At 63.4% G+C, this 19,035-nt stretch carries 16 protein-coding genes; 2 read left to right on the top strand and 14 right to left on the bottom strand.

Features of this window, described 5'->3' with window-relative positions:
* Positions 1-14: 14 nt before the first annotated feature.
* The 7 genes from SKP52_RS22540 to SKP52_RS22570 all read right to left on the bottom strand — a co-directional run bounded on the left by SKP52_RS22540 (position 15) and on the right by SKP52_RS22570 (position 7,644).
* Complete coding sequence (locus tag SKP52_RS22540; protein ID WP_003046451.1) at positions 15-383, bottom strand: copper-binding protein; 369 nt, start codon at positions 381-383, stop codon at positions 15-17.
* Entirely contained in the window at positions 380-3,514 is a 3,135-nt protein-coding gene (locus tag SKP52_RS22545) for an efflux RND transporter permease subunit (protein WP_039578951.1), read from the bottom strand. The genes SKP52_RS22540 and SKP52_RS22545 overlap by 4 nt, the downstream gene beginning before the upstream one ends.
* On the bottom strand, positions 3,511-4,737 hold the full coding sequence (locus SKP52_RS22550) for an efflux RND transporter periplasmic adaptor subunit (protein WP_039578955.1): 1,227 nt from the start codon (positions 4,735-4,737) through the stop codon (positions 3,511-3,513). The genes SKP52_RS22545 and SKP52_RS22550 overlap by 4 nt, the downstream gene beginning before the upstream one ends.
* Positions 4,734-5,960, bottom strand: a complete 1,227-nt coding sequence (locus SKP52_RS22555; RefSeq protein WP_003046442.1) for a TolC family protein — start codon at positions 5,958-5,960, stop codon at positions 4,734-4,736. The genes SKP52_RS22550 and SKP52_RS22555 overlap by 4 nt, the downstream gene beginning before the upstream one ends.
* A 66-nt stretch (positions 5,961-6,026) precedes the next feature.
* Positions 6,027-6,365: a hypothetical protein gene (locus SKP52_RS22560; protein ID WP_228383749.1), complete on the bottom strand. Its 339-nt coding sequence runs from the start codon at positions 6,363-6,365 to the stop codon at positions 6,027-6,029.
* Positions 6,358-6,720: a hypothetical protein gene (locus SKP52_RS22565; RefSeq protein WP_039578959.1), complete on the bottom strand. Its 363-nt coding sequence runs from the start codon at positions 6,718-6,720 to the stop codon at positions 6,358-6,360. The genes SKP52_RS22560 and SKP52_RS22565 overlap by 8 nt, the downstream gene beginning before the upstream one ends.
* A 102-nt stretch (positions 6,721-6,822) precedes the next feature.
* Positions 6,823-7,644 carry a MauE/DoxX family redox-associated membrane protein gene (locus SKP52_RS22570; RefSeq protein ID WP_294033990.1) on the bottom strand — a complete coding sequence of 274 codons (822 nt, stop codon included), beginning with the start codon at positions 7,642-7,644 and terminating at the stop codon, positions 6,823-6,825.
* 80 nt (positions 7,645-7,724) lie between these two features.
* On the opposite strand from SKP52_RS22570, the gene SKP52_RS22575 reads away from it, so the two are divergent.
* Together SKP52_RS22575 and SKP52_RS22585 are read left to right on the top strand one after the other, a co-directional pair.
* Complete coding sequence (locus SKP52_RS22575) at positions 7,725-8,123, top strand: MerR family transcriptional regulator (RefSeq protein ID WP_039578962.1); 399 nt, start codon at positions 7,725-7,727, stop codon at positions 8,121-8,123.
* 646 nt (positions 8,124-8,769) lie between these two features.
* Complete coding sequence (locus SKP52_RS22585) at positions 8,770-10,884, top strand: TonB-dependent receptor (protein ID WP_058455286.1); 2,115 nt, start codon at positions 8,770-8,772, stop codon at positions 10,882-10,884.
* A 307-nt stretch (positions 10,885-11,191) separates the two neighbouring features.
* Here the strand turns inward: SKP52_RS22585 and SKP52_RS22590 are convergent, their stop codons facing one another.
* The 7 genes from SKP52_RS22590 to copD all read right to left on the bottom strand — a co-directional run bounded on the left by SKP52_RS22590 (position 11,192) and on the right by copD (position 19,035).
* The gene (locus SKP52_RS22590; RefSeq protein ID WP_011542709.1) at positions 11,192-12,469 is read right to left on the bottom strand and encodes a hypothetical protein; all 1,278 of its coding nucleotides are present in this window, start codon (positions 12,467-12,469) and stop codon (positions 11,192-11,194) included.
* Between the two features lie 185 nt (positions 12,470-12,654).
* Positions 12,655-13,248, bottom strand: a complete 594-nt coding sequence (locus tag SKP52_RS22595) for a c-type cytochrome (RefSeq protein ID WP_223181176.1) — start codon at positions 13,246-13,248, stop codon at positions 12,655-12,657.
* A 264-nt stretch (positions 13,249-13,512) separates the two neighbouring features.
* Entirely contained in the window at positions 13,513-13,989 is a 477-nt protein-coding gene (locus SKP52_RS22600; RefSeq protein WP_037553291.1) for a YybH family protein, read from the bottom strand.
* 52 nt (positions 13,990-14,041) lie between these two features.
* Positions 14,042-16,363 (bottom strand): heavy metal translocating P-type ATPase, encoded by a 2,322-nt coding sequence (locus tag SKP52_RS22605; RefSeq protein WP_039578973.1) that lies wholly within the window; start codon positions 16,361-16,363, stop codon positions 14,042-14,044.
* A gap of 166 nt (positions 16,364-16,529) precedes the next feature.
* Positions 16,530-17,207 (bottom strand): class I SAM-dependent methyltransferase, encoded by a 678-nt coding sequence (locus SKP52_RS22610; RefSeq protein ID WP_003046415.1) that lies wholly within the window; start codon positions 17,205-17,207, stop codon positions 16,530-16,532.
* 137 nt (positions 17,208-17,344) lie between these two features.
* A complete protein-coding gene (locus SKP52_RS22615; RefSeq protein WP_039578977.1) occupies positions 17,345-18,034 on the bottom strand; it encodes a helix-turn-helix domain-containing protein in 690 nt (229 codons plus the stop codon).
* A gap of 32 nt (positions 18,035-18,066) precedes the next feature.
* A complete protein-coding gene (copD, locus tag SKP52_RS22620) occupies positions 18,067-19,035 on the bottom strand; it encodes a copper homeostasis membrane protein CopD (RefSeq protein ID WP_003046408.1) in 969 nt (322 codons plus the stop codon).

Genomic DNA, 19,035 nt, shown 5'->3' on the forward strand with positions numbered 1-19,035 from the left:
GCAATGGCGGCGCGTTACGGCGCCTTGTCGAGCTTGGTGATCGTCCCGGCCTTGCCGTCCCAATTGAGCTCGAACGCGACCTTGTCGCCGACCTTGATGTCCTTCAGCAGCTCGGGTTTCGCCGCAAAACCCATCGTCATCGGCGGCCATTCGAGTTCGGCGATCGCGCCATGATCGAGCGTGACCTGGCCTTTTGCCGTATCGATCGCGGTCACGGTCGCCGTGCCCTTGCCATGCTTCGTTTCGGCCGGGGCCGCCATGGTCCCTGTGTCATCGGCCATCGCGGCCTTTTCTTCCGTCTTCGGTGCTTCGCCTTGCTTGCCGCAGGCGACAAGTCCAGCGCCGAGCGCAAGGCTGAGCGTAATCGCAGTGAGTTTATTCATGTCGTTTCTCCTTCGGGTTGGACGGGATGAGCCGCACGCCTTCGCATCAGCAGATAGGCGGCGGGAATGATAAGCATCGACAGCAGCGGCGCGGTGAGCATGCCGCCGATCATCGGCGCGGCGATGCGGCTCATCACTTCGGAGCCGGTGCCGGTCCCGACGAGGATCGGGAACAGGCCCGCGAGGATAACCGCAACGGTCATCGCCTTCGGGCGGACGCGGAGCAGCGCGCCTTCGCGAACCGCGGCCAATATGTCGCCATCGCCGCGATCGGCGAGCGCATGCTTGAGGTAGATGAGCATGACGACCCCGAACTCGGCGGCGACGCCGGCGAGCGCGATGAACCCGACCGCGCTCGCGACCGACTGGTTGTAACCGAGCAGATAGAGCAGCCAGAGCCCGCCGGTGAGTGCAAAGGGCAAGGTCGCCATGATGAGCAGCGCCTCGTCCCAGCGGCGGAAGGTGAGGTAGAGCAGGATGAAGATGATCGCGAGCGTGACCGGCACGACCACCTTCATCCGCTCGGTCGCACGAACGAGGAACTCGAACTGCCCGGTGTAGGAGATGCTGACGCCGGGGGGCAGCTCGACATCGCGCGCGATCGCCCGCTGGATGTCGTGCACCAGACCCTGCAAATCGCGGCCGCGGCTGTCGACATAGATCCAGGTCACCGGGCGGCCATTCTCGCTGCGCAGCATCGGCGGCCCGTCGCTGACCTTGACGCTCGCCACCGTCCCGAGCGTGATCTGCTGGCGCGACGGCGTCAGGATCGGAAGGGCCGCGAGCTCGCCGATGCTGTCGCGCATCTCGCGTGGATAGCGGACGCTGATCGGATAGCGCGCGAGCCCCTCGACCGTCTGGCCGATCGTCTCGCCGCCGATCGCGCCCGCGACGATCGCCTGCACGTCGGCGACGTTGAGACCATAGCGCCCCGCGGCGGCGCGATCGATGTCGACGTCGATATAACGGCCGCCAGTCAGGCGCTCGGCCAGCGCCGAGGCGACGCCGGGGACGGTCCTGACTACGCCCTCGATGCGCTTCGCGGTGCGGTCGATCTCGGCAAGATCCGAGCCCGCGACCTTGATGCCGACCGGGCTTTTGATCCCGGTCGCGAGCATGTCGATGCGGTTGCGGATCGGCGGGATCCAGAAATTGGCGAGCCCAGGGACCCGGACCCGCGCGTCGAGCTCCTCGATCAATTTCTCCTCGGTCATGCCGGGGCGCCACTGGTCCTTCGGCTTGAAGCGGATCGTCGTCTCGAACATCTCGAGCGGCGCGGGGTCGGTGGCGCTGTCGGCGCGGCCCGCCTTGCCGAACACGCTTTCGACCTCTGGCACCGTCTTGATCAGCCGATCGGTCTGCTGGAGCAGGCTCGACGCCCGCGCTGCTGAGATGCCGGGAAGCGCTGAGGGCATGTAGAGGAGATCGCCCTCATGCATCTGCGGCATGAACTCGCCGCCGATCTGGGTCATCGGCCAGAGGCTGGTGGCGAAGACGAGGCCGGCGATGAGGAGCGCCTTTTTCGGCCGTTCGAGCACCCAGTCGAGTGCCGGGCGATAGGCGCGGGTCAGCCAGCGGTTGACCGGATTGGCCTGTTCGGCCGGGATCTTTCCGCGGATCAGCCAGCCCATCAGCACCGGGATGAGCGTGATCGAGAGGATCGCAGCGGCCGCCATCGCATAGGTCTTGGTGAAGGCGAGCGGCGCGAAGAGCCGCCCTTCCTGGCCTTCGAGCGTGAAGATCGGCAAGAAGGAGAAGGTGATAATGAGAAGGCTGAGGAACAGCGCCGGGCCGACCTCGGCGGCGGCATCGGTGATGACGCGCCAGCGCTCGGCGCCCTTCAATTCCTCGCCCGGATGATCGCGCTCCCAATGTTCGAGATGCTTGTGGGCATTTTCGATCATCACCACCGCCGCATCGACCATCGCGCCGACCGCGATCGCGATGCCGCCGAGCGACAGGATATTGGCGTTGAGCCCCTGCAGCCGCATGACGATGAAGGCGATGAGGATGCCGAGCGGCAGGGTCAGGATGGCGACCAGCGCCGACCGGGCGTGCCACAGGAACAGCGCGCAGACGAGCCCGACGATGATGAATTCTTCGACGAGCTTCGAGGTGAGATTGTCGACCGCACGATCGATCAGCCCCGAACGGTCGTAGGTGGTGACGATCTCGACCCCCGGCGGCAGGCTGCGCTTGAGCTCGGCGAGCTTGGCGCGCACGCCGTCGATGACCTCGCGGGCATTCTTGCCCTCGCGCATGACGATCACGCCGCCCGCGACCTCGCCCTCGCCATTGAGTTCGGCGATGCCGCGCCGCGTGTCGGGGCCGATCTGGACCGTCGCAACATCGCCGACCGTCACCGGGATGCCGCCGCCGGCGGTGCGGATCGGGACGCTGCGGAAATCGTCGAGCGATTTCAGATAGCCGCCCGCGCGCACGATATATTCGGCCTCGGCGAGTTCGAGGCTGCCGCCGCCGCTTTCCTGGTTTGCGCGCTTGAGGGCGTCTGCCACGTCGGTTGCGGTCACGCCGAAGGCGGCAAGCTTCTGCGGATCGACGATGATCTGATATTGGCGCACCATGCCGCCGATGCTCGCGACCTCGGCGACGCCCGGCACTGACTTCAGTTCGAAGCGCAGGAACCAGTCCTGGAGGCTGCGGAGCTCGGCAAGATCGTGGCGGCCGCTTTTGTCGACGAGCGCATATTCATAGATCCACCCGACCCCGGTCGCGTCGGGACCGATGCTCGCGCGCGCGCCCTCGGGGAGACGGCTTTGCACCTGGCTCAGATATTCGAGCACGCGGCTGCGCGCCCAATAGGGATCGGTGCCGTCGTCGAACAGGACATAGACGAAGCTGTCGCCGACGAAGCTGTAGCCGCGCACCACGCGCGCGCCCGGCACCGAGAGCATCGTCGTCGTGATCGGATAGGTGACCTGGTCCTCGACGATCCGCGGTGCCTGTCCCGCATAGCTGGTGCGGACGATGACCTGGACGTCCGACAGGTCGGGCAGGGCGTCGACCGGAGTCGTGCGCACCGCGGCGATCCCGAGCAAGGTCAGGATCAGCGCCGAAGCGACGACAAGCCCGCGCGCCGCGACCGAGGCGCGAATAATGCGTGCGATCATTGCGCTGGCTCCAGCGGACGAACCGTGAGACCGGTCAGGCTCGCCTCGGAGTCGAGCAGGAACTGGCCCGACGCGACGACCTTCTCGCCGGGGGCGAGCCCTCGCAATATCTCGGTCTTGCCGCCGCCTTCGCGTCCGGCGACCACTTCGGCGGGATGGTAGCGTCCGTCGCCCTTCTCGAGCATCACGATGCTGCGCGTGCCGGTGCGGATCACCGCTTCGCTTGGCACCAGCAGCGTTGGCTTGGCGTCCCCGCCGAGCGCGACGACGGCGAACATGCCGGGGCGTAGGCGACCGCCGCGGTTGGCGAGCTCGATGCGCACTGTCAGCGTCCGGCTGTCCGCCGCTGCGGTCGGCAGGATCGCGACGACCCGCCCGGTAAAAGCCTCGCCGGGAAAGGCGGTGAGGTTCGCGGTGGCAGGTTGGCCGATCTTCACCAGTCCGGCCTGCGCTTCGGGGAGCGCGGCATTGAGCCACACCGTTCCAAGTCCCGAGATTTCGGCAAGTGTCTGCCCCGAGGCGAGAGTCACGCCTGCACGGGCATTGAGCGTCTGGACCACGCCGCCGATCGGCGCGCGCACCGTCAGTCTGCCGCCGGTCCGTCCGCTCCGGTCGACCTCGGCGATCACGCCTTCGGGCATGCCCATCAGCCGCAGCCGCTGCCGCGCGGCCGCCGTGAGTTCAGGTTTGCCGAGCTTCTTGACGCTCAGATATTCGGTCTGGGCGCTGCCCCATTCAGGCAATTGCAATTCGGCGATCGGCGCACCGGCGCCGATGACATCGCCAGGCGCGAGGCGATAGACGCGTTCGACGAAGCCGCCCGAGCGCGCCTGGACGATCGCGACATCGCGCTGGTTGAAATCCACACTGCCATTGACGTCGAAGGTTGCGGCAAGGCTCCCCATTTCGGCCGCGACCACTCTTATGCCGAGGCTCTGACGCGCCGACGGGTCAATCGACACGCCGGGCGCCGCGCCGCCACCCTCGTCGGCATATTTGGGCTCGAGCTGCATGTCCATGAAGGGCGACTTGCCGGGCTTGTCGAACTTCTGGTTCGGGAACATCGGATCATAATAGTAGAGGATCTTGCGCCCGCCGCTTGCCGTCTCGGTTGGTGCATCGCTCTTGCCGCTCTGTCCCAACCAATAACCGCCGCCGCCCGCGATCAGCACCGTGGCCAGGATTGCGACGCGCCAGCGCGCCGCTGATGTTGCATCGGTCATCGACCTGCCTCCCCATAAATATAATTGATCCGGATCGCGTCGCGCGCGACCTCGGCTTCGCGCGCCAGCGCATCGACTTCGGCCTCGGCAAGCGCGAGAGTCGACAGGAGCGCGGTCCCGAGGTCGAGCTTTCCGGCGGCGTAGCTTGCAAGATCGAGCTCGGCGCGCTTCTTCGCGAGCGGCACGAGCCGCGTACGTGCATTGGCGAGCTGCTCATGATGCATGCGGTGATCGGCGAGATCGGCGTCGAGCGCTGCCGCGATGTCGCGCTTGGCAGCCTCGCGGTCGAGCCGGGCGCGCATCGCCTCGCTGGCGCGCGCGGCGATCTTGGGGTCCTGCCGCTTTTTCGAGAAGAAGGGCAGGTCGACGGTGACCCCGACCGTGACGAGATCACCGTAATTGGGCTCGCGGCGCCCATAGGCCGCGTTGACGCTCCAGTCGGGTCGCTTGTCGGCGCGTGCGAGACCGGTCTCGGCGTCGGCGGCGAGGGCGCGGGCATCGAGTGCTCTGAGCTTTGGCAGGGCGTCGATGCCGGCGCGCAATCCTTGTTCGTCGATCGACTGCGGCGGCAAGTCGCCGAGCGTGTCGGCGGCGGGGTCGCCGGTGAAGCGGGCGAGCTGCGCGCGGGCGCGGGCGATCTCGGCGGCGAGCGCGCTGCGGCGATCGTTGATCGCGGCGCGAAGCTGATCGGGTTCGAGCGCCTGCGCCGGGCGCGCCGCACCGCTGGCAAGCCGCGCCGTCACGGTCGATTGAAGGTCCTCGAGGCCGCTATCGAGCAGGTCGAGTTCCTTCAGCTCCTTCTTGGCATAATAGAGATCGACCCAGGCGAGCGCGGTCGCGAGCCTGATGTCCTGCGCGGTGACCGCTTCGTCGGCGCGGGCGATTCCAATGTCGGCCTGCGCGCGGGTCGCGCGCGCGCGGCGTTTGGCGGGGTTCGGAAAATCCTGGCTGACGCCGATGACCTGCATCGTGAAATCGTCGCGATTGAACCGGCCCGCGTCGGGTCCGGTCACCGGGAAATCCTGGAGGACGATATTGAGTTTCGGGTCGGGCAGCCGGTCGGCGGCGATCGCCGCCGATTGGGCGGCGTCGACGCCCGCTTCGCGGCTTTGCAGTTCGGGTGCCTCCGATGCTGCTCGGCTGAGCGCCGAATCGAGCGTCATCGGCTCGGCGTGAAGAGCCGAGGGCAGCGCAAGCAAGGCTGCCGTAAAATATGGGCGCATGATGTCCCCCTGCTGTGGACTGGGCGAAAGCCTCCCCGGCGTCTGTACGCCGGGGAAGAAAGACCGTTACCCTTGCGGGGGCATCCTTTGGTCGCCGGACATATTCTTCATGCAGTCCGCCGGACTCACCTTCATCATGTCGCAGTCGCAATGCGCCATCTGTCCCGGCTTGTCCTTGACCCAGACGCGGACTCGCGAGGTGGTATTGGACTTGTTCGGCCCTGGCACCTGGCGGGTCTGCCATTCATGATGGCCGCCGGACGGTTCTTGGGCGAGGACGGGAGCGGCAAGCGTTGCTGCCGCGAGCGCGGCAACGGCAAAAAACGGTTTCATGTTGAATTCCTTGATTGAAAAGCGTGAAACCGCGCGCCGGGACGAGCCGGTGCGCGTCGGCAATTCAGGCAAGAAATAGGGGCGGGTCGGGTTCGGGGCCGAATGTTCTTCCGGCGAGCCGCCGGACAGGAAGCGGATCGAAGGAGCCGGCGACAAATGTCTTTTCGGCAAGGGGGATAGCCGGAGAGACGACGGCGGGCGGGAGCGCGCAGCCCATCTTCGCGATGCAGTCGAGCGTGAGGCCTTGGCACGGAGCGCTCTTCTGGGATTTTTCAATCCCCATCATCTCCGCGCATTCGTCGCTCATCGCCGCCGCGGACGCCGTCTCGGCCGACGGGAGCGCGGGCGCAGCGGCAAATGCGGCCTCCTGCGCCAGAAGGCCGAGTACGGCTCCGACAAGAAGTAGAAAGGTGAGCCAGCGTTTCACGGTCGAAGCATGATCCTTGTCAAACTTGGCGTCAATCTAAACCGGGGTAGAGATACCGCTCACTTGTTCGCCGGCTATCCCCTCGCGGTTACGCCAGACCCGTTAAAAATGGCCCATCGTCATGGCGACGGGCGCGACCAGCATCCACAGCGCCATGGCGATCATCATCAGATTTTCGGTCAGTGAGATGAAACCCAGCGGCACATTGCTGTCGCCGCCGACGCAGGCGCATTTGAGTTCGCGCTTGTCGATATACACCGCCTTGAACACCGACACGGCGCCGATGATCCCGATGAACAGCGCCACCGGAATCGAAATCCAGCTTAGCGCTCCCGAAATCATCAAAATGCCGGCCAGTGCTTCGGCAAAAGGATAGAGGGTGGCATAGGGCACCCAGCGTTTGGCGAGCAGGTCATAGTTCAGGAACATGCTCGAGAAGCTCTCGATGTCGCGGAGCTTGAGGAAGGCAAGCAACGCCATGCTGAACCCGATAAACCATTCGGCGGTACGGATCGTGAAGGGCGTGCCCGACACCGCCTGGCTGACGGCCAGCGCCATCAGCGCGGTGATAGAGAAGAGCGCGATGACGGGCTTATAGGTTAGCGCCTTTGGATCGCGGACTTTCAGACCGAGATGGCGCCTCAGATCATCGTGACCGCCGATCCGCTCGCCTTCGATGAAGGTCTGCGGCGTCGTCGCGACGCTATGCTTCGCCTTGAAGGCGTCGGTTTCCTCGCGGGTCGTCAGCCAGACATCCTCGACGTCGTAGCCGCGGCTGCGCAACAGATGCAGCGCCTTCAGGCCATAGGGGCAGATATGCTGCTCCATCACCATGCGATAGATGGTCGCCCGCGGCTTGCCCGAAACCGCCGCACCAGTGTGCGCTGGCGCGCTTTCGTTCGCGCGCTGAACCTGCATATTCATCGATTCGCCTTTCTTGATTCCCGATCGCTTCCCGCTATATAGGCTCCGTACCATAGTACGGAGTCAAGGCCTTGCGTGACATGACCATCGGCCAGCTTGCCCGGCAGGGCGGCGTCAATGTCGAGACGATCCGCTATTACCAACGCCGCGGCCTGTTGCCCGTTCCGCCTCAGTCGGCCAGCGCCCCGTCGGAAGGCCGAGTCCGGCGTTACGACGAGGCGGTTCTGCGCCGTCTGCGCTTCATCAAATCGGCACAGGCAGCGGGATTTACGCTCACCGAGATCGCCGAACTGCTCGAACTCGACGCGTCGAGCGATCGCGCGCGAGCGCGCGAACTGGCCGACGCGCGCATCGCGGCGATCGAAAAGACGATCGCCGAACTCGATGTGGCGCGGCGCGCGCTCATGGGCCTGTCGCGCCAATGCGCTGCCGCCGACACGCTCCACTGCCCGATCATAGCGGCGTTCGAGCAGATCTAGCCCGACTGGTCTTGGGGGCGGATGGTGCTGACGGCCCGTCTCACCTCCCTCAAACTGGTGTCAATCGGTCGCAAATGGTTCCAGCATCCCGGCTACAAGCGATGGGATGGTAACTCCGGCTGCGACATCGAGCTGAAGGCTAGCGCGGATCGCAGCCGCAGTGTCTCGCCGCTGCCGCGTCCGGAGTTGCGACGGCCGTCCGAAGTGCCTGGGTCAGGCGCCATCGAATCTCCGCGGCTAGGACCGGCATCAGAGCGAACAAATAGGCTTCCACGGGGAAGACCTGACCATAGGGTCAAGCGAGCGATTGCGTCACGTGCACGGCGCCGACCAAGGCTCCGACGAGGGGCAGAAGCGAAAAGCGCCGCTTCTGGATGAAGGTAGGAGCCTTTGGGCGTTCCGGATCAACTTCATCCTGGCGATCTGAACAAATCGGGGAGCCCAATTCCGATGGTTTTACGTCGCCCGAACCATTTTTGAGGGATGAGTCGTTCTGGTGCGTAATCAATGTCAGTAGGGGATGTTGGGTGCTTGAACCCGGAAGCCGTAAGCAGCGGTTTCCGGGCATGCATGTTTTTGTCCTCGACTTCCCCGAAACTCATTTGGGCTGCGCGAAAGGGCAGTTCTTCGAAACAGGGGAAGCATAATGAACAAATTATACTGTTATTCGTCGACGAAGCGCGCAATGCAGCGAAGCTCGATGGCGGCGATTGCGGTGGCGGTCGCGTTTCCCGCGCAGGCTCAGGAAGCCCAGTCGGACGGCCTCGCCGAGATCATCGTAACGGCGGAGAAGCGCGAGGAAAATCTGCAGTCCGTTCCCGTCTCGGTGACAGCGATGACCGGCGAGGCGCTTACGGCAACGGGCATATCAAACGTCGAAGACCTCCAATTTTTTGTGCCGGGCGTGTCGATCACCAACGATTCCATGGCGATCATCAATATTCGTGGAATTGGCACCTCGGCGTTCGGCGTTGCGACCGACCCCAGCACGACAGTCCATTATGACGGCGTCTACATCTCGCGCCCGACCACAAGCTATCAGGATTTGTTCGACGTCGAACGCATCGAGGTGCTGCGCGGACCGCAAGGCGTTCTCTTCGGTCGCAACTCCGCCGGCGGCACACTCAACATCATTTCCAAAATGCCTACGGAGGATTTGACTGGCGCGCTGGGACTCACCGTCGGAAATTACGAGAAGCGCTCGCTGAGCGGCACGATTTCTGGACCGCTTGGAGCGGGCGTCCGAGGCCGCCTCACCTTGCTTGCCAACCAGCGCGACGGCATCTACCGCGACGTCGTCTCGGGACGGCGATACCAAAACGAAGATAATCTCGCTGGACGACTGACGCTTGCGATTGACGCGAGCGACCGTCTTGAGATCGTGTTGCGGGCGGATGCCAGCCGTGATCGCGAGACCGGCGCGCGGTCTGTTCGGCCCTTTTATCCGCAAGGCTTCGTCGATGCGGGGGCGACGATCCCGGCCAATGACAAAGAGGCCGCACTCGACCGCCTGCCGCGTTACGATGTCGATGCCTGGGGCGTGTCCTCGACCATGAACTGGGACGGCGGCCCGGTCACGCTCCGCTCGATTACGGCGCTGCGCAAGAGCAAGGTCGTCCAGGCGCTCGACGTTGACTCGACTGACCTCTTCCTCCGCGATATCGAATTTTACGAACGTTCCCGCAGTTTCACGCAAGAGTTCCAACTTCTCAACAACGATGCGGACAAGCTGCGCTGGATCGTCGGAGCATTCTATCTGAATGAAAAGGGCAACGACGAAATACGGATCATCGAACCGGGTCGTCGGCTCGCGATCCCGGAAAACAATACGACGAATGCATTCGCGCTCTTCGGACAAGCAAGCTACGAACTCATCGACCGCCTGCGATTGACCGGAGGGCTTCGATACTCATACGAAAAAAAGGATTTCGGATATCGTGTCCTGCTGAACGGAAATCAGGTCGATGCCGGTCAGCCCAAATCATCCTGGACCGCCTGGACTCCGAAAATTGGGATCGATTACGACCTTGCCGATGACGTCATGGCTTATGCGTCGGCAACCCGCGGGTTCAAATCGGGTGGATTCCAGCTGGGAGACGGGCGGCCTTTCCTCCCGGAGTATGTCTGGAGCTACGAAGTCGGCTTGAAGTCGACGCTCCTCGATCGCCGGCTTCGAGCTAATTTTTCGGCCTTCTATTATGATTACACCAATCTTCAGGTGGTCGAGTATAATAATGGCGTTGCCAGTACCACCAACGCCGGCAAGGCGACGATCAAGGGCGTTGAAGCGGAACTGATGGCACGGCCGTTCGATCGCCTGACGCTTACATCCACGATCGCTTATCTCGATGCGCGCTACGATGTCTATTTTGACGACGTCGGCGCAAGCCTCAAGGGCAAGCGGCTGCCGAACGCGCCGAAGTGGAACATCACTCTCGGCGGAGAATATAAGGCCTCCCTGGGCGGCGGAATGCTGACATTACGGACCGATATCTCCTGGCGCGACAGCATCTTTTTCAAGCCCAGCAACAATCCGCTTTTTTCCGGAAACGCCACGACCCTTATAAATGGGCGTGTCGCATGGCAGCCGGCGAGCGAAGCGTGGGAAATTGCGCTTTATGGCCGAAATCTCACCAACGAGCGCTATGTGAGCTATAGTACGATCGGGACGGACGCGACGGGTGTCTCGAACCCTACTCTTCCGCTCTACATCTACGGCGAGCCGCGCCAGTACGGATTGCAGCTGCGCTACTTTTTCTGAGGTTCCTCGTCCTGCGAGGTCCCCCGGCGACTCCCCTACGGTCGTCGGTCCCCCTGGGCGCTTGCGCCCGGGGGGAATACTTCCTCTGAACGCAGGACATGATATGTCCCTGTTCTCACCGGCGCCGTTACTTGAACGGCCCTGCTGATGGCACGATGAGCCGGACAGTAAGATGGCACGAACAGATACGGGCTAGTCCCATCCTGAACGTCGGTAGCGCGCGCGATTTCGATGCCCGGCTTTCCCTGTGACGCCGCGAGGATGCAAAGACCAACTGCTTTCGGAGGCCTACGCGTCGTCGGCTGCCTCACGGCAATGGATGGGAGATCGCCTTGATCGCCTTCAGGCCCGTACCGAAGCGGGCAATGGCGACCCTGTTCTGTTCGAGCTCGGCGTAGGGCAGGTAGGAAATGTCGAGATCACCGATCCGGCTGAAAGCCGGGCGTCGGAGCTGAGCGCGGACATCGGCTTCTCGCGCATCGGGTGCAACCAGGAAAAGTGGCGTCGACAAATGAAGATTCTCGCTGCTCAGCGCGAGATCAAGCATGCGGACAATTCCGGAATAAATGGATGTCGAATGCTCGACTTCGAATGCCGCCGCGACCGTAGCCGTCGATTGCTCGAGCCATAAGATGTCGATCAGTCTTATGGCATCGCTTCCTTGAGCGGTTGCGATGGCATGCGGCAAGCTATCGAGGCATCGAGACCCGAGCGGTACACCCTCATGAAGGCGCCCCCGGTCATTTGCCGCTACCCAGACGTCATATCCAAGTGCAAGGCCGAGGTCCCGAAGCCAGGATTGGACTTCGCTATGCGTCCGGTCGCTCTCTTTCTGATTTGCAAGCCCCTTATCGAACTTGTCGGACTGTGAGCGCGTTTCATTCAGCAAGGCCATCCAATCGCGAGCATTTTCGCTCGAACCGCTGAGCGGTGGGGCTGGAAACCGTCCCGATCCGATATCGAACAGCAGCCCTCCTATCGCGCCCAAATCGTTGGAGAGAAGATCCCGGTAGCAATCGTTGAGATCCAGAATGCCCGCGCGCATCGCGAGAAAATGCTCCCAGCTGCCAAGCTTCACATTCGCACCCGTCAGCGCGTTGTAGCCCTTTACGATTGCCGTATTGAACGGAGGCACAAGGGTGGGATGCAGAAAATAGAGAATGTTGGCTACCGCAGGACCCAACCCCTTGATCTTCTGTCTGTCGATTGCGAGGATCCCGGCGACGACCTCCTCGGCGGTATCGCAACAGGAGCAATGGTGAAGAAGTCTGCCAAAAGCTCGTTGATTGTCGGCGTTCTCGTAGATGTCCGGGATTCGGAGTTTGGGCTTCCACAAGAAAGCATGATCCGCACCTTTGAAAATCTGTCGTTGCTCGGCGATTGAATGAACAATGATCTCCAATGACGAGCCCCGATATGCCGCTCCGAAGGTGCCGGCCTCAATTTCGGCGACGACCTGCGAGATGCCTCTTCTGATCGACCGAAAATTCTTCAGTCGTTCCTCCCACAGGAACCAGCTTTGATAGGTCGAGCCGGAATCGCCGCGCCAGCGCTCGATCAGTTCGCGAACAAGATCGCGCTTCATGTTTATAGCCCCCGCTTGATCCATTCCGAATTGCTGTTTTCCACCTGCGGCTTGCCGGCCAAGACAGTTCGCTCGATCCGGCCCTTAGCGAAAGGCGAAACCTTCCGTCCCACCGGCAAGGTGGGCGGGAATGGAAGGTCGAAACGAGCCCGTTCACGCCCGGCGCTGCATAATTGTCGACGACCTCAGTGCCCTGCGTGTTCGCCCGCTCCGCTTGGTTTCTGACTCGCGCCTTCCGCCTCTGTCATGCCCTTCATCATCGCGTCATGGTCCATTGGCGCATTCTGCGTAATAGCCTGATATTGTGCCGGCGACAGGCCAGGGAGTTTTCGGACAAACGCGACCATATCCCAGATGAGACGATCATCATGCGTTTTCCCCCAGGCCGGCATGGCGGTCATCTTGATGCCATGCTTGATGATCCAGAATTGCTCCGCAGCCGAACGTTCCGAACCTTTGAACAAGACGGGCGCTTGCGGATACAGCCCTTGACTCATTTCGGTCTTTTCCATCCCGGGCGCGAGATGGCAGCCGCTGCACATCTCGGTATAGAGACCTGCGCCCGACGCGATCCGCGCCGGAGCCGCCAAATCTGCCGGCACCGCGATCGATCCGGATCGCGCTGCGATGGACTTCTCCCTGAATGTTTCGATGACGCTGTAAGTCAGCCGGTTATGGGGGGCATCGGCCGCTATATTATATAGGCCGAGATAGACGGTGATCGCACCCGCGCCCGCTATCAGGGCAACCGCCAGCAGCGTGAACGTCACGCTCGGCATATGCTTTCGGAAATCGAAAGTTCGAAATCGCTCCATTATCTATCTCCCGCATAACAGGCCTTGAGCTTTGCAGCCGAACGCAATGCGGCGGCTGTGCAACAGATGATACGCACCCCAACAGCTTTGCCCTTGTCACAGACGAGGCAGGCGTTTCCGTACTTGCCGCGACGAGCCATTTCAGGGTGCCCACACCCGCTCGGGCTCATGCGTCCTGCTAGGTGTGGGTTCGGAGAGATCGTGAGGACTAGCCCCTTTTTTGCCCGCTCAGCTGCCACCCGCCGGTCGCACCTTCGGCTTGCGTGAGGAGCTGTGGAGATTGAAGATCTGCCACTTTCCGTTGTCCTGTTTGAGGACACTCGTAGCGACGCCATCCCGTTCGATGGTCTCGCCGCTCGCGAGCACAATCGAGAAGCTGTAGGTCTCGGTTGCGATCGCGATATTTCCTTCGCCGCGAACCGAAATCTTGTAATTGCGGAAGGTGAAGGATTTGAATTCCTTGAGTTCGGGACCCAGGTGATGGTCGCGATAGTGGGCGAAATTCCCTTCAACGCCGCCGGATTCGAATATCTGGGCGTCTGGCGAAAAGAGGGCCTCGACGCCGGTCAGGTCCAGTTTCTCCATCGCCGATTTATACTGCGCGAGCGCTGCCGCCGCGCCCTGAAAATCCGCAGGCTCGGTCGCCTGAGCCGGGACGGCCACCAGCATGGCCAATGCGATTGCTGTAATCGTCAGTCGTCTCATATCATTTCCCCTTGTTGTGCCGACACTTCACGAGTGCCTCCCGTGGTTTCGATCAGATTCTGGCAAAGCGCAGCCGCAAAGAATTGGCAATGACGCTGACGGACGAGAGTGCCATTGCAGCGGCGGCAATGACCGGCGAGAGCAATAGTCCGAAAATCGGATAGAGCACGCCCGCAGCGACGGGAATCCCGGCGACATTATAGGCGAAAGCGAAGAAGAGATTCTGACGGATGTTCGCCATCGTCGCATGGCTGAGATGCCGCGCCCGCACGATGCCCAGAAGGTCGCCGCGCAGTAGCGTCACACCCGCGCTTTCGATGGCGACATCGGTTCCCGAGCCCATCGCGATGCCGACGTCGGCGGCGGCGAGCGCGGGGGCGTCGTTGACCCCGTCGCCGGCCATGGCGACGATCCGGCCCTCTTCGCGCAGCCGCTGCACGACCGCGCTCTTCTGGTCGGGGAGGACATCGGCCTCGACGTCGTCGATGCCGAGGCGCCGCGCGATCGCCTCGGCGGTGACGCGATTGTCGCCGGTTAGCATGATGACCTTGATTCCGGCTTCGCGCAGCGCCGCGAGTGCGTCGCCCGTCGTCTCCTTGACCGGATCGGCGATGGCGATGACGCCGGCCGCCTTGCCGCTGACCGCGATGTAGATCGCCGTTGCACCGTCTGTACGAAGCCGGTCAGCCGCCTCGGCGAGTGCGCCCAGATCGACGTCATATTCTTCGAGAAAGTTCGCATTGCCGAGGACGATCGCCTTGTCGTCGACGACCCCGACGATGCCCTTGCCGACCGGCTGGTCGACTCCCGATGGCTCGACGAGCGCGAGGGCGCGGTCTTCCGCCGCTTTGACGATTGCGGCGGCCAATGGATGTTCGCTGCTGCGCTCAAGGCTCGCGGCAATCCGGAGGAGGTCGTTTTCCTCGAACCCTTCGGCGACTTCGATGGCGACGACCGAGGGTCTGCCTTCTGTCAGCGTCCCGGTCTTATCGACGACGAGCGTGTCGACCTTCTCCATCCGCTCAAGCGCCTCGGCATTTTTGATCAGCACGCCAACTTCGGCGCCGCGCCCCACGCCGACCATGATGGACATTGGCGTCGCGAGGCCGAGCGCGCAGGGACAGGCGATGATGAGCACCGAGACGGCGGCGATAAGGCCATAGGCCATGGCGGGCACGGGGCCCAGAAGCGACCAGACAACGAAAGCGGCAATGGCGACGACGATGACGCCGGGCACGAACCAGCCCGAAACGGCATCGGCGAGACGCTGGATCGGCGCGCGGCTGCGCTGCGCATCGGCGACCATCTGTACGATTCGCGCGAGCATCGTGTCGCGCCCGACCTTCTCGCTGCGCATGAGCAGGCCGCCCGTTTGATTGATCGTTCCGCCGACCAGCGCCGCCCCGGCCGCCTTGGTCACCGGCATCGATTCGCCCGTGACCATCGATTCGTCGACCGTGCCGCGGCCTTCTACGACGATGCCATCGACGGGGACTTTTTCGCCCGGACGGATGCGTAGCATGTCACCGACCGCGACGTCCTCGAGCGCGACCTCCTCGTCGCTTCCATCGCTGCGGACGCGCCGGGCGAGCTTCGGTGTGAGGTCAAGGAGCGCGCGGATCGCGCCGCTCGTCGTTTCGCGGGCCCTGAGTTCGAGCACCTGCCCGAGTAGCACCAGCACCGTGATGACCGCCGCCGCCTCGAAATAGACCGCGACCGAGCCATCATCGGCGCGGAACGCAGCCGGAAAGATTTGGGGGACGATCGCCGCGATCATGCTGTAGCCCCACGCGACCCCGGTCCCCATCGCGATGAGGGTGAACATGTTGAGGCTTTTGTTGCGGATTGAGAGCCACGCGCGCTCGAAGAAGGGCCAGCCCGCCCATAGAACGACGGGAGTCGCGAGCAACATCTGGGTCCAGTTGTTCGTCTGGCGACCGACAAATTGATGAAGGCCTGTCAGATGGCCGCCCATTTCGAGCGCAACCACCGGGAGTGCGAGAAGGAGCCCGATCCAGAAGCGCCGCCGCATATCGCGATATTCTTCGCTGGGGCCGCCCGATGCTGTCGGCATGACGGGCTCGAGTGCCATGCCGCAGATCGGGCAGCTTCCGGGGCCGGCGCGCTGGATCTCGGGATGCATCGGGCAGGTCCAGATGGCGCCTTCGGGTGCATCGGCTGCGGCCGGCTCGCGTTTTGCGGCATAAAGATCGGGATCGGCCTCGAATTTGGCGAGGCAGCCTGCGCTGCAGAAATAGTGATGCTTGCCGCTATGCGTCGCGATATGAGGTGTGGTGGCCGGATCGACCATCATGCCGCAGACCGGATCAGTCGTGCTCCCGCTGCCTTTTTCTGCGCCCTGATGATCGTGCATCGCCGCCGCTCCCGTATGTGTCGGATGCCCGCCTCGCGGCGGGGCGGTCCAAACGCCACCGGTCGAGTTCGCCGTTGGCGTCGTTCCTGGCGGTTCCAGAATGGAGCCGCTTCTATCGATACGCAAGAAGAGCGGTTATCCCTTGGATTTTCTTTGCCCCGTGCCGTCAGGTCCCGGGCTTTCGGGCCTCGATGATCCCGATCGCACCGGTTGGCGTGCGGAACGTCTCAAGCTCGCGAACATCGCAAAAGCCTGCCTCTCTCATCAGCACCGGGAGCAATCCATCGGCGTTGGGCTGGGTGTCCTGGACGCCGTCGAGCTGCTGGATCGTGAGGCGGAACAACAACCGCATGAGGCGGCTGCGCTGTTCCCCATAGTCGGCAACATAGAGTTTGCCGCCCGGCGCGAGCACCTGCCGGGCCTCGCGTAGCAGACGTGCCTTTTCCTCAAGCCCGACCTGATGAAGGACGAGGCAGATCGCAATCTTGGCAGGCGGGGGCCAGTCATCGATCGCCGAAGCCGCGAAAAAGCCAACTCGAAACTCCGGCGGTGGAACAATCTGCGCGGTCTTCGTTCGGGCAATTCGCGTCGCTGCCTCGTCGGGGTCGAAACCAAGATAGCGGACGTCCCGGCTATGGCGAGCGATCGCCAGCGCAAGATTTCCCGTACCCGAGCCGATATCGAGAATGACGTCACCCTCGCCGAGCGCCATATGGCGAACGAGACGGTCGCGCCACACGCGCTCGCGCGTTGTCACCGCGACGCCGAAATCATAAAAGGGCGTCAGGAAGTGATATCCTGCCGCTGGCGTGTAGGATCTTGCTACGGGTTTCGGGTCGGGCATGGCCGTCTCCTTTCGACGCTTTGGCTTGCCGCCGGATTGCGGCCGCAATCGCCGGTCTCGACGAGACGCTTAAGGGCAAACAGGCGCGGCAGTCTTGAATGTTTCGCCGGGGCGACGCGGTGCGAGGCGCATCCGGCTCAGGGCACGATTTCGAACGCGAAGGCACTAAGGCCGGCCGAAGGCGTCACGCCTAGCCATTGAGCGCAGCGGCGCGTGAAGTGCGATTGATCGGCGAAGCCTCCCGCCGCCGCGGCGTCGGCAAGACCTCCGCCGCCGACCAGCGTCCGCACGGCGCGTTGAAGCTGGAGCCATTGCAGCAATTTGGCCGGAGGCACGCCGAAGTCGCGGCTGACGATTTCGCGGAGGCGCGAGGGCGAAAGGCAGGCGACGTCGGCCAAGGCGCGCGCGGTCGACAAATCGTCAGGGGCCGCGAGCACTTCGGACAGGCGGGCATCCACCGGATGCGCCTGCGAGCGGTCGAGATAGTCGGACGCCCAGCGCTTCGCGTCCGCGCCGCTTGCGATGTCACCTAGTCCGGCTGTCTCTATCGGCGTCAACAGGACAGGCGCCGATCCGGCGGACAGCCGGGTGCCGGCACGAAAAAGCGGGTCGAGATAAAATGACCGCACGAGGGCGCCCGGCGGCCCGAGGCGGTGCCGGACATGCGACGCTATCGCAATGGCGTGTCCGGCGGGAACTATCAGGTCGGCATCACCGGAAATTTCGAGGTCGCGTTCGATGGCGAGGCTGATCTGGTGCGCCACATGGTTATGGGGACGGCTGCTCCCGATGCGCGCGTCAATGAGCGCCCAGCCGGTCCCGAGCATGATCGAACCCGACCAAGAGGCGGTGCTTGGGGTCAAACCGGATCGGCGGTGACGAAGGGTTCGAGCGTACCGAACCAGGCAACCAGCGCGAGTATGGCGAGCGCGGCCGACGCTTCGATGATGAGGCTTCTGCGCATGGCTGCAATCGCGAGGTCGGGGTCGGCGTCGACATTGTCGGTATCGGTCCCCGGGACGGCGGCCGCGAGCGCCGGGGTCAGCCGCCAGCGGTTCGCCGCCGCGAGCGCCAGCATCAGTCCGAACAGCGCAAGCTTGGCGAGAAGCAATTGTCCATAGGGCGAGCCGAGGGAACGGCCGAGATTCTCGGCGCCGACGATCATCTGGCTGTTGACGAGGCCGGTGGCGGCGATGACGAGGACGCAGATCGTACCGACGCGCGAGAATTGATCGAGGCTCCGCGCCGCAATTTGGAGTCCGCCCGGCCATTCGCGGACACGACGTGGTGAGATCAGGATCAGGAAGGCGCCGATCGCGCCGATCCAGACCGCCGCTGCAATCAGGTGCAAGATGTCGCTGATCCGGTGCACGGTGCCTGCGGCGCCTTCGGTCGCGCCGGCGTGGCCGGACCAGACCAGACTCGCGACGGCCACCGAGCCCGCGGCCGCGAGTACGGCGGCCGAAGTTGTCGGCCAGCGGACCATCCAGATCGCGACTCCCAGCGCGAGCAGCAGCGCTGCGCTCCGGTAGACCCAGGCTGTGCCGACCTCGGTCTCGCGAACAAGGTCCCAAAAAGGCTGGAGTTCCAGGGAGAGGAGCCCCACACCCTGCATCGAAGCCGCGAGCACGCCCATCCCCAAGATGGAGAGAAGCAGTCCGGCGGCGCAGAGCCATCGCTCTGCGCGCCAGATCGAGGCCATCATCGACTGCGGCGCAAGGCGTTCGCTCCGTGTCAGCGCAAAAAGCGGGAACGCAGCAAGGCCGGCGATGAGCATCAGGTCCGCATAAAGTGCGAACCTGATGCCGATCAGAACGGGGTCCCCCAC

Source organism: Sphingopyxis fribergensis, assembly GCF_000803645.1.
GTDB lineage: Bacteria > Pseudomonadota > Alphaproteobacteria > Sphingomonadales > Sphingomonadaceae > Sphingopyxis > Sphingopyxis fribergensis.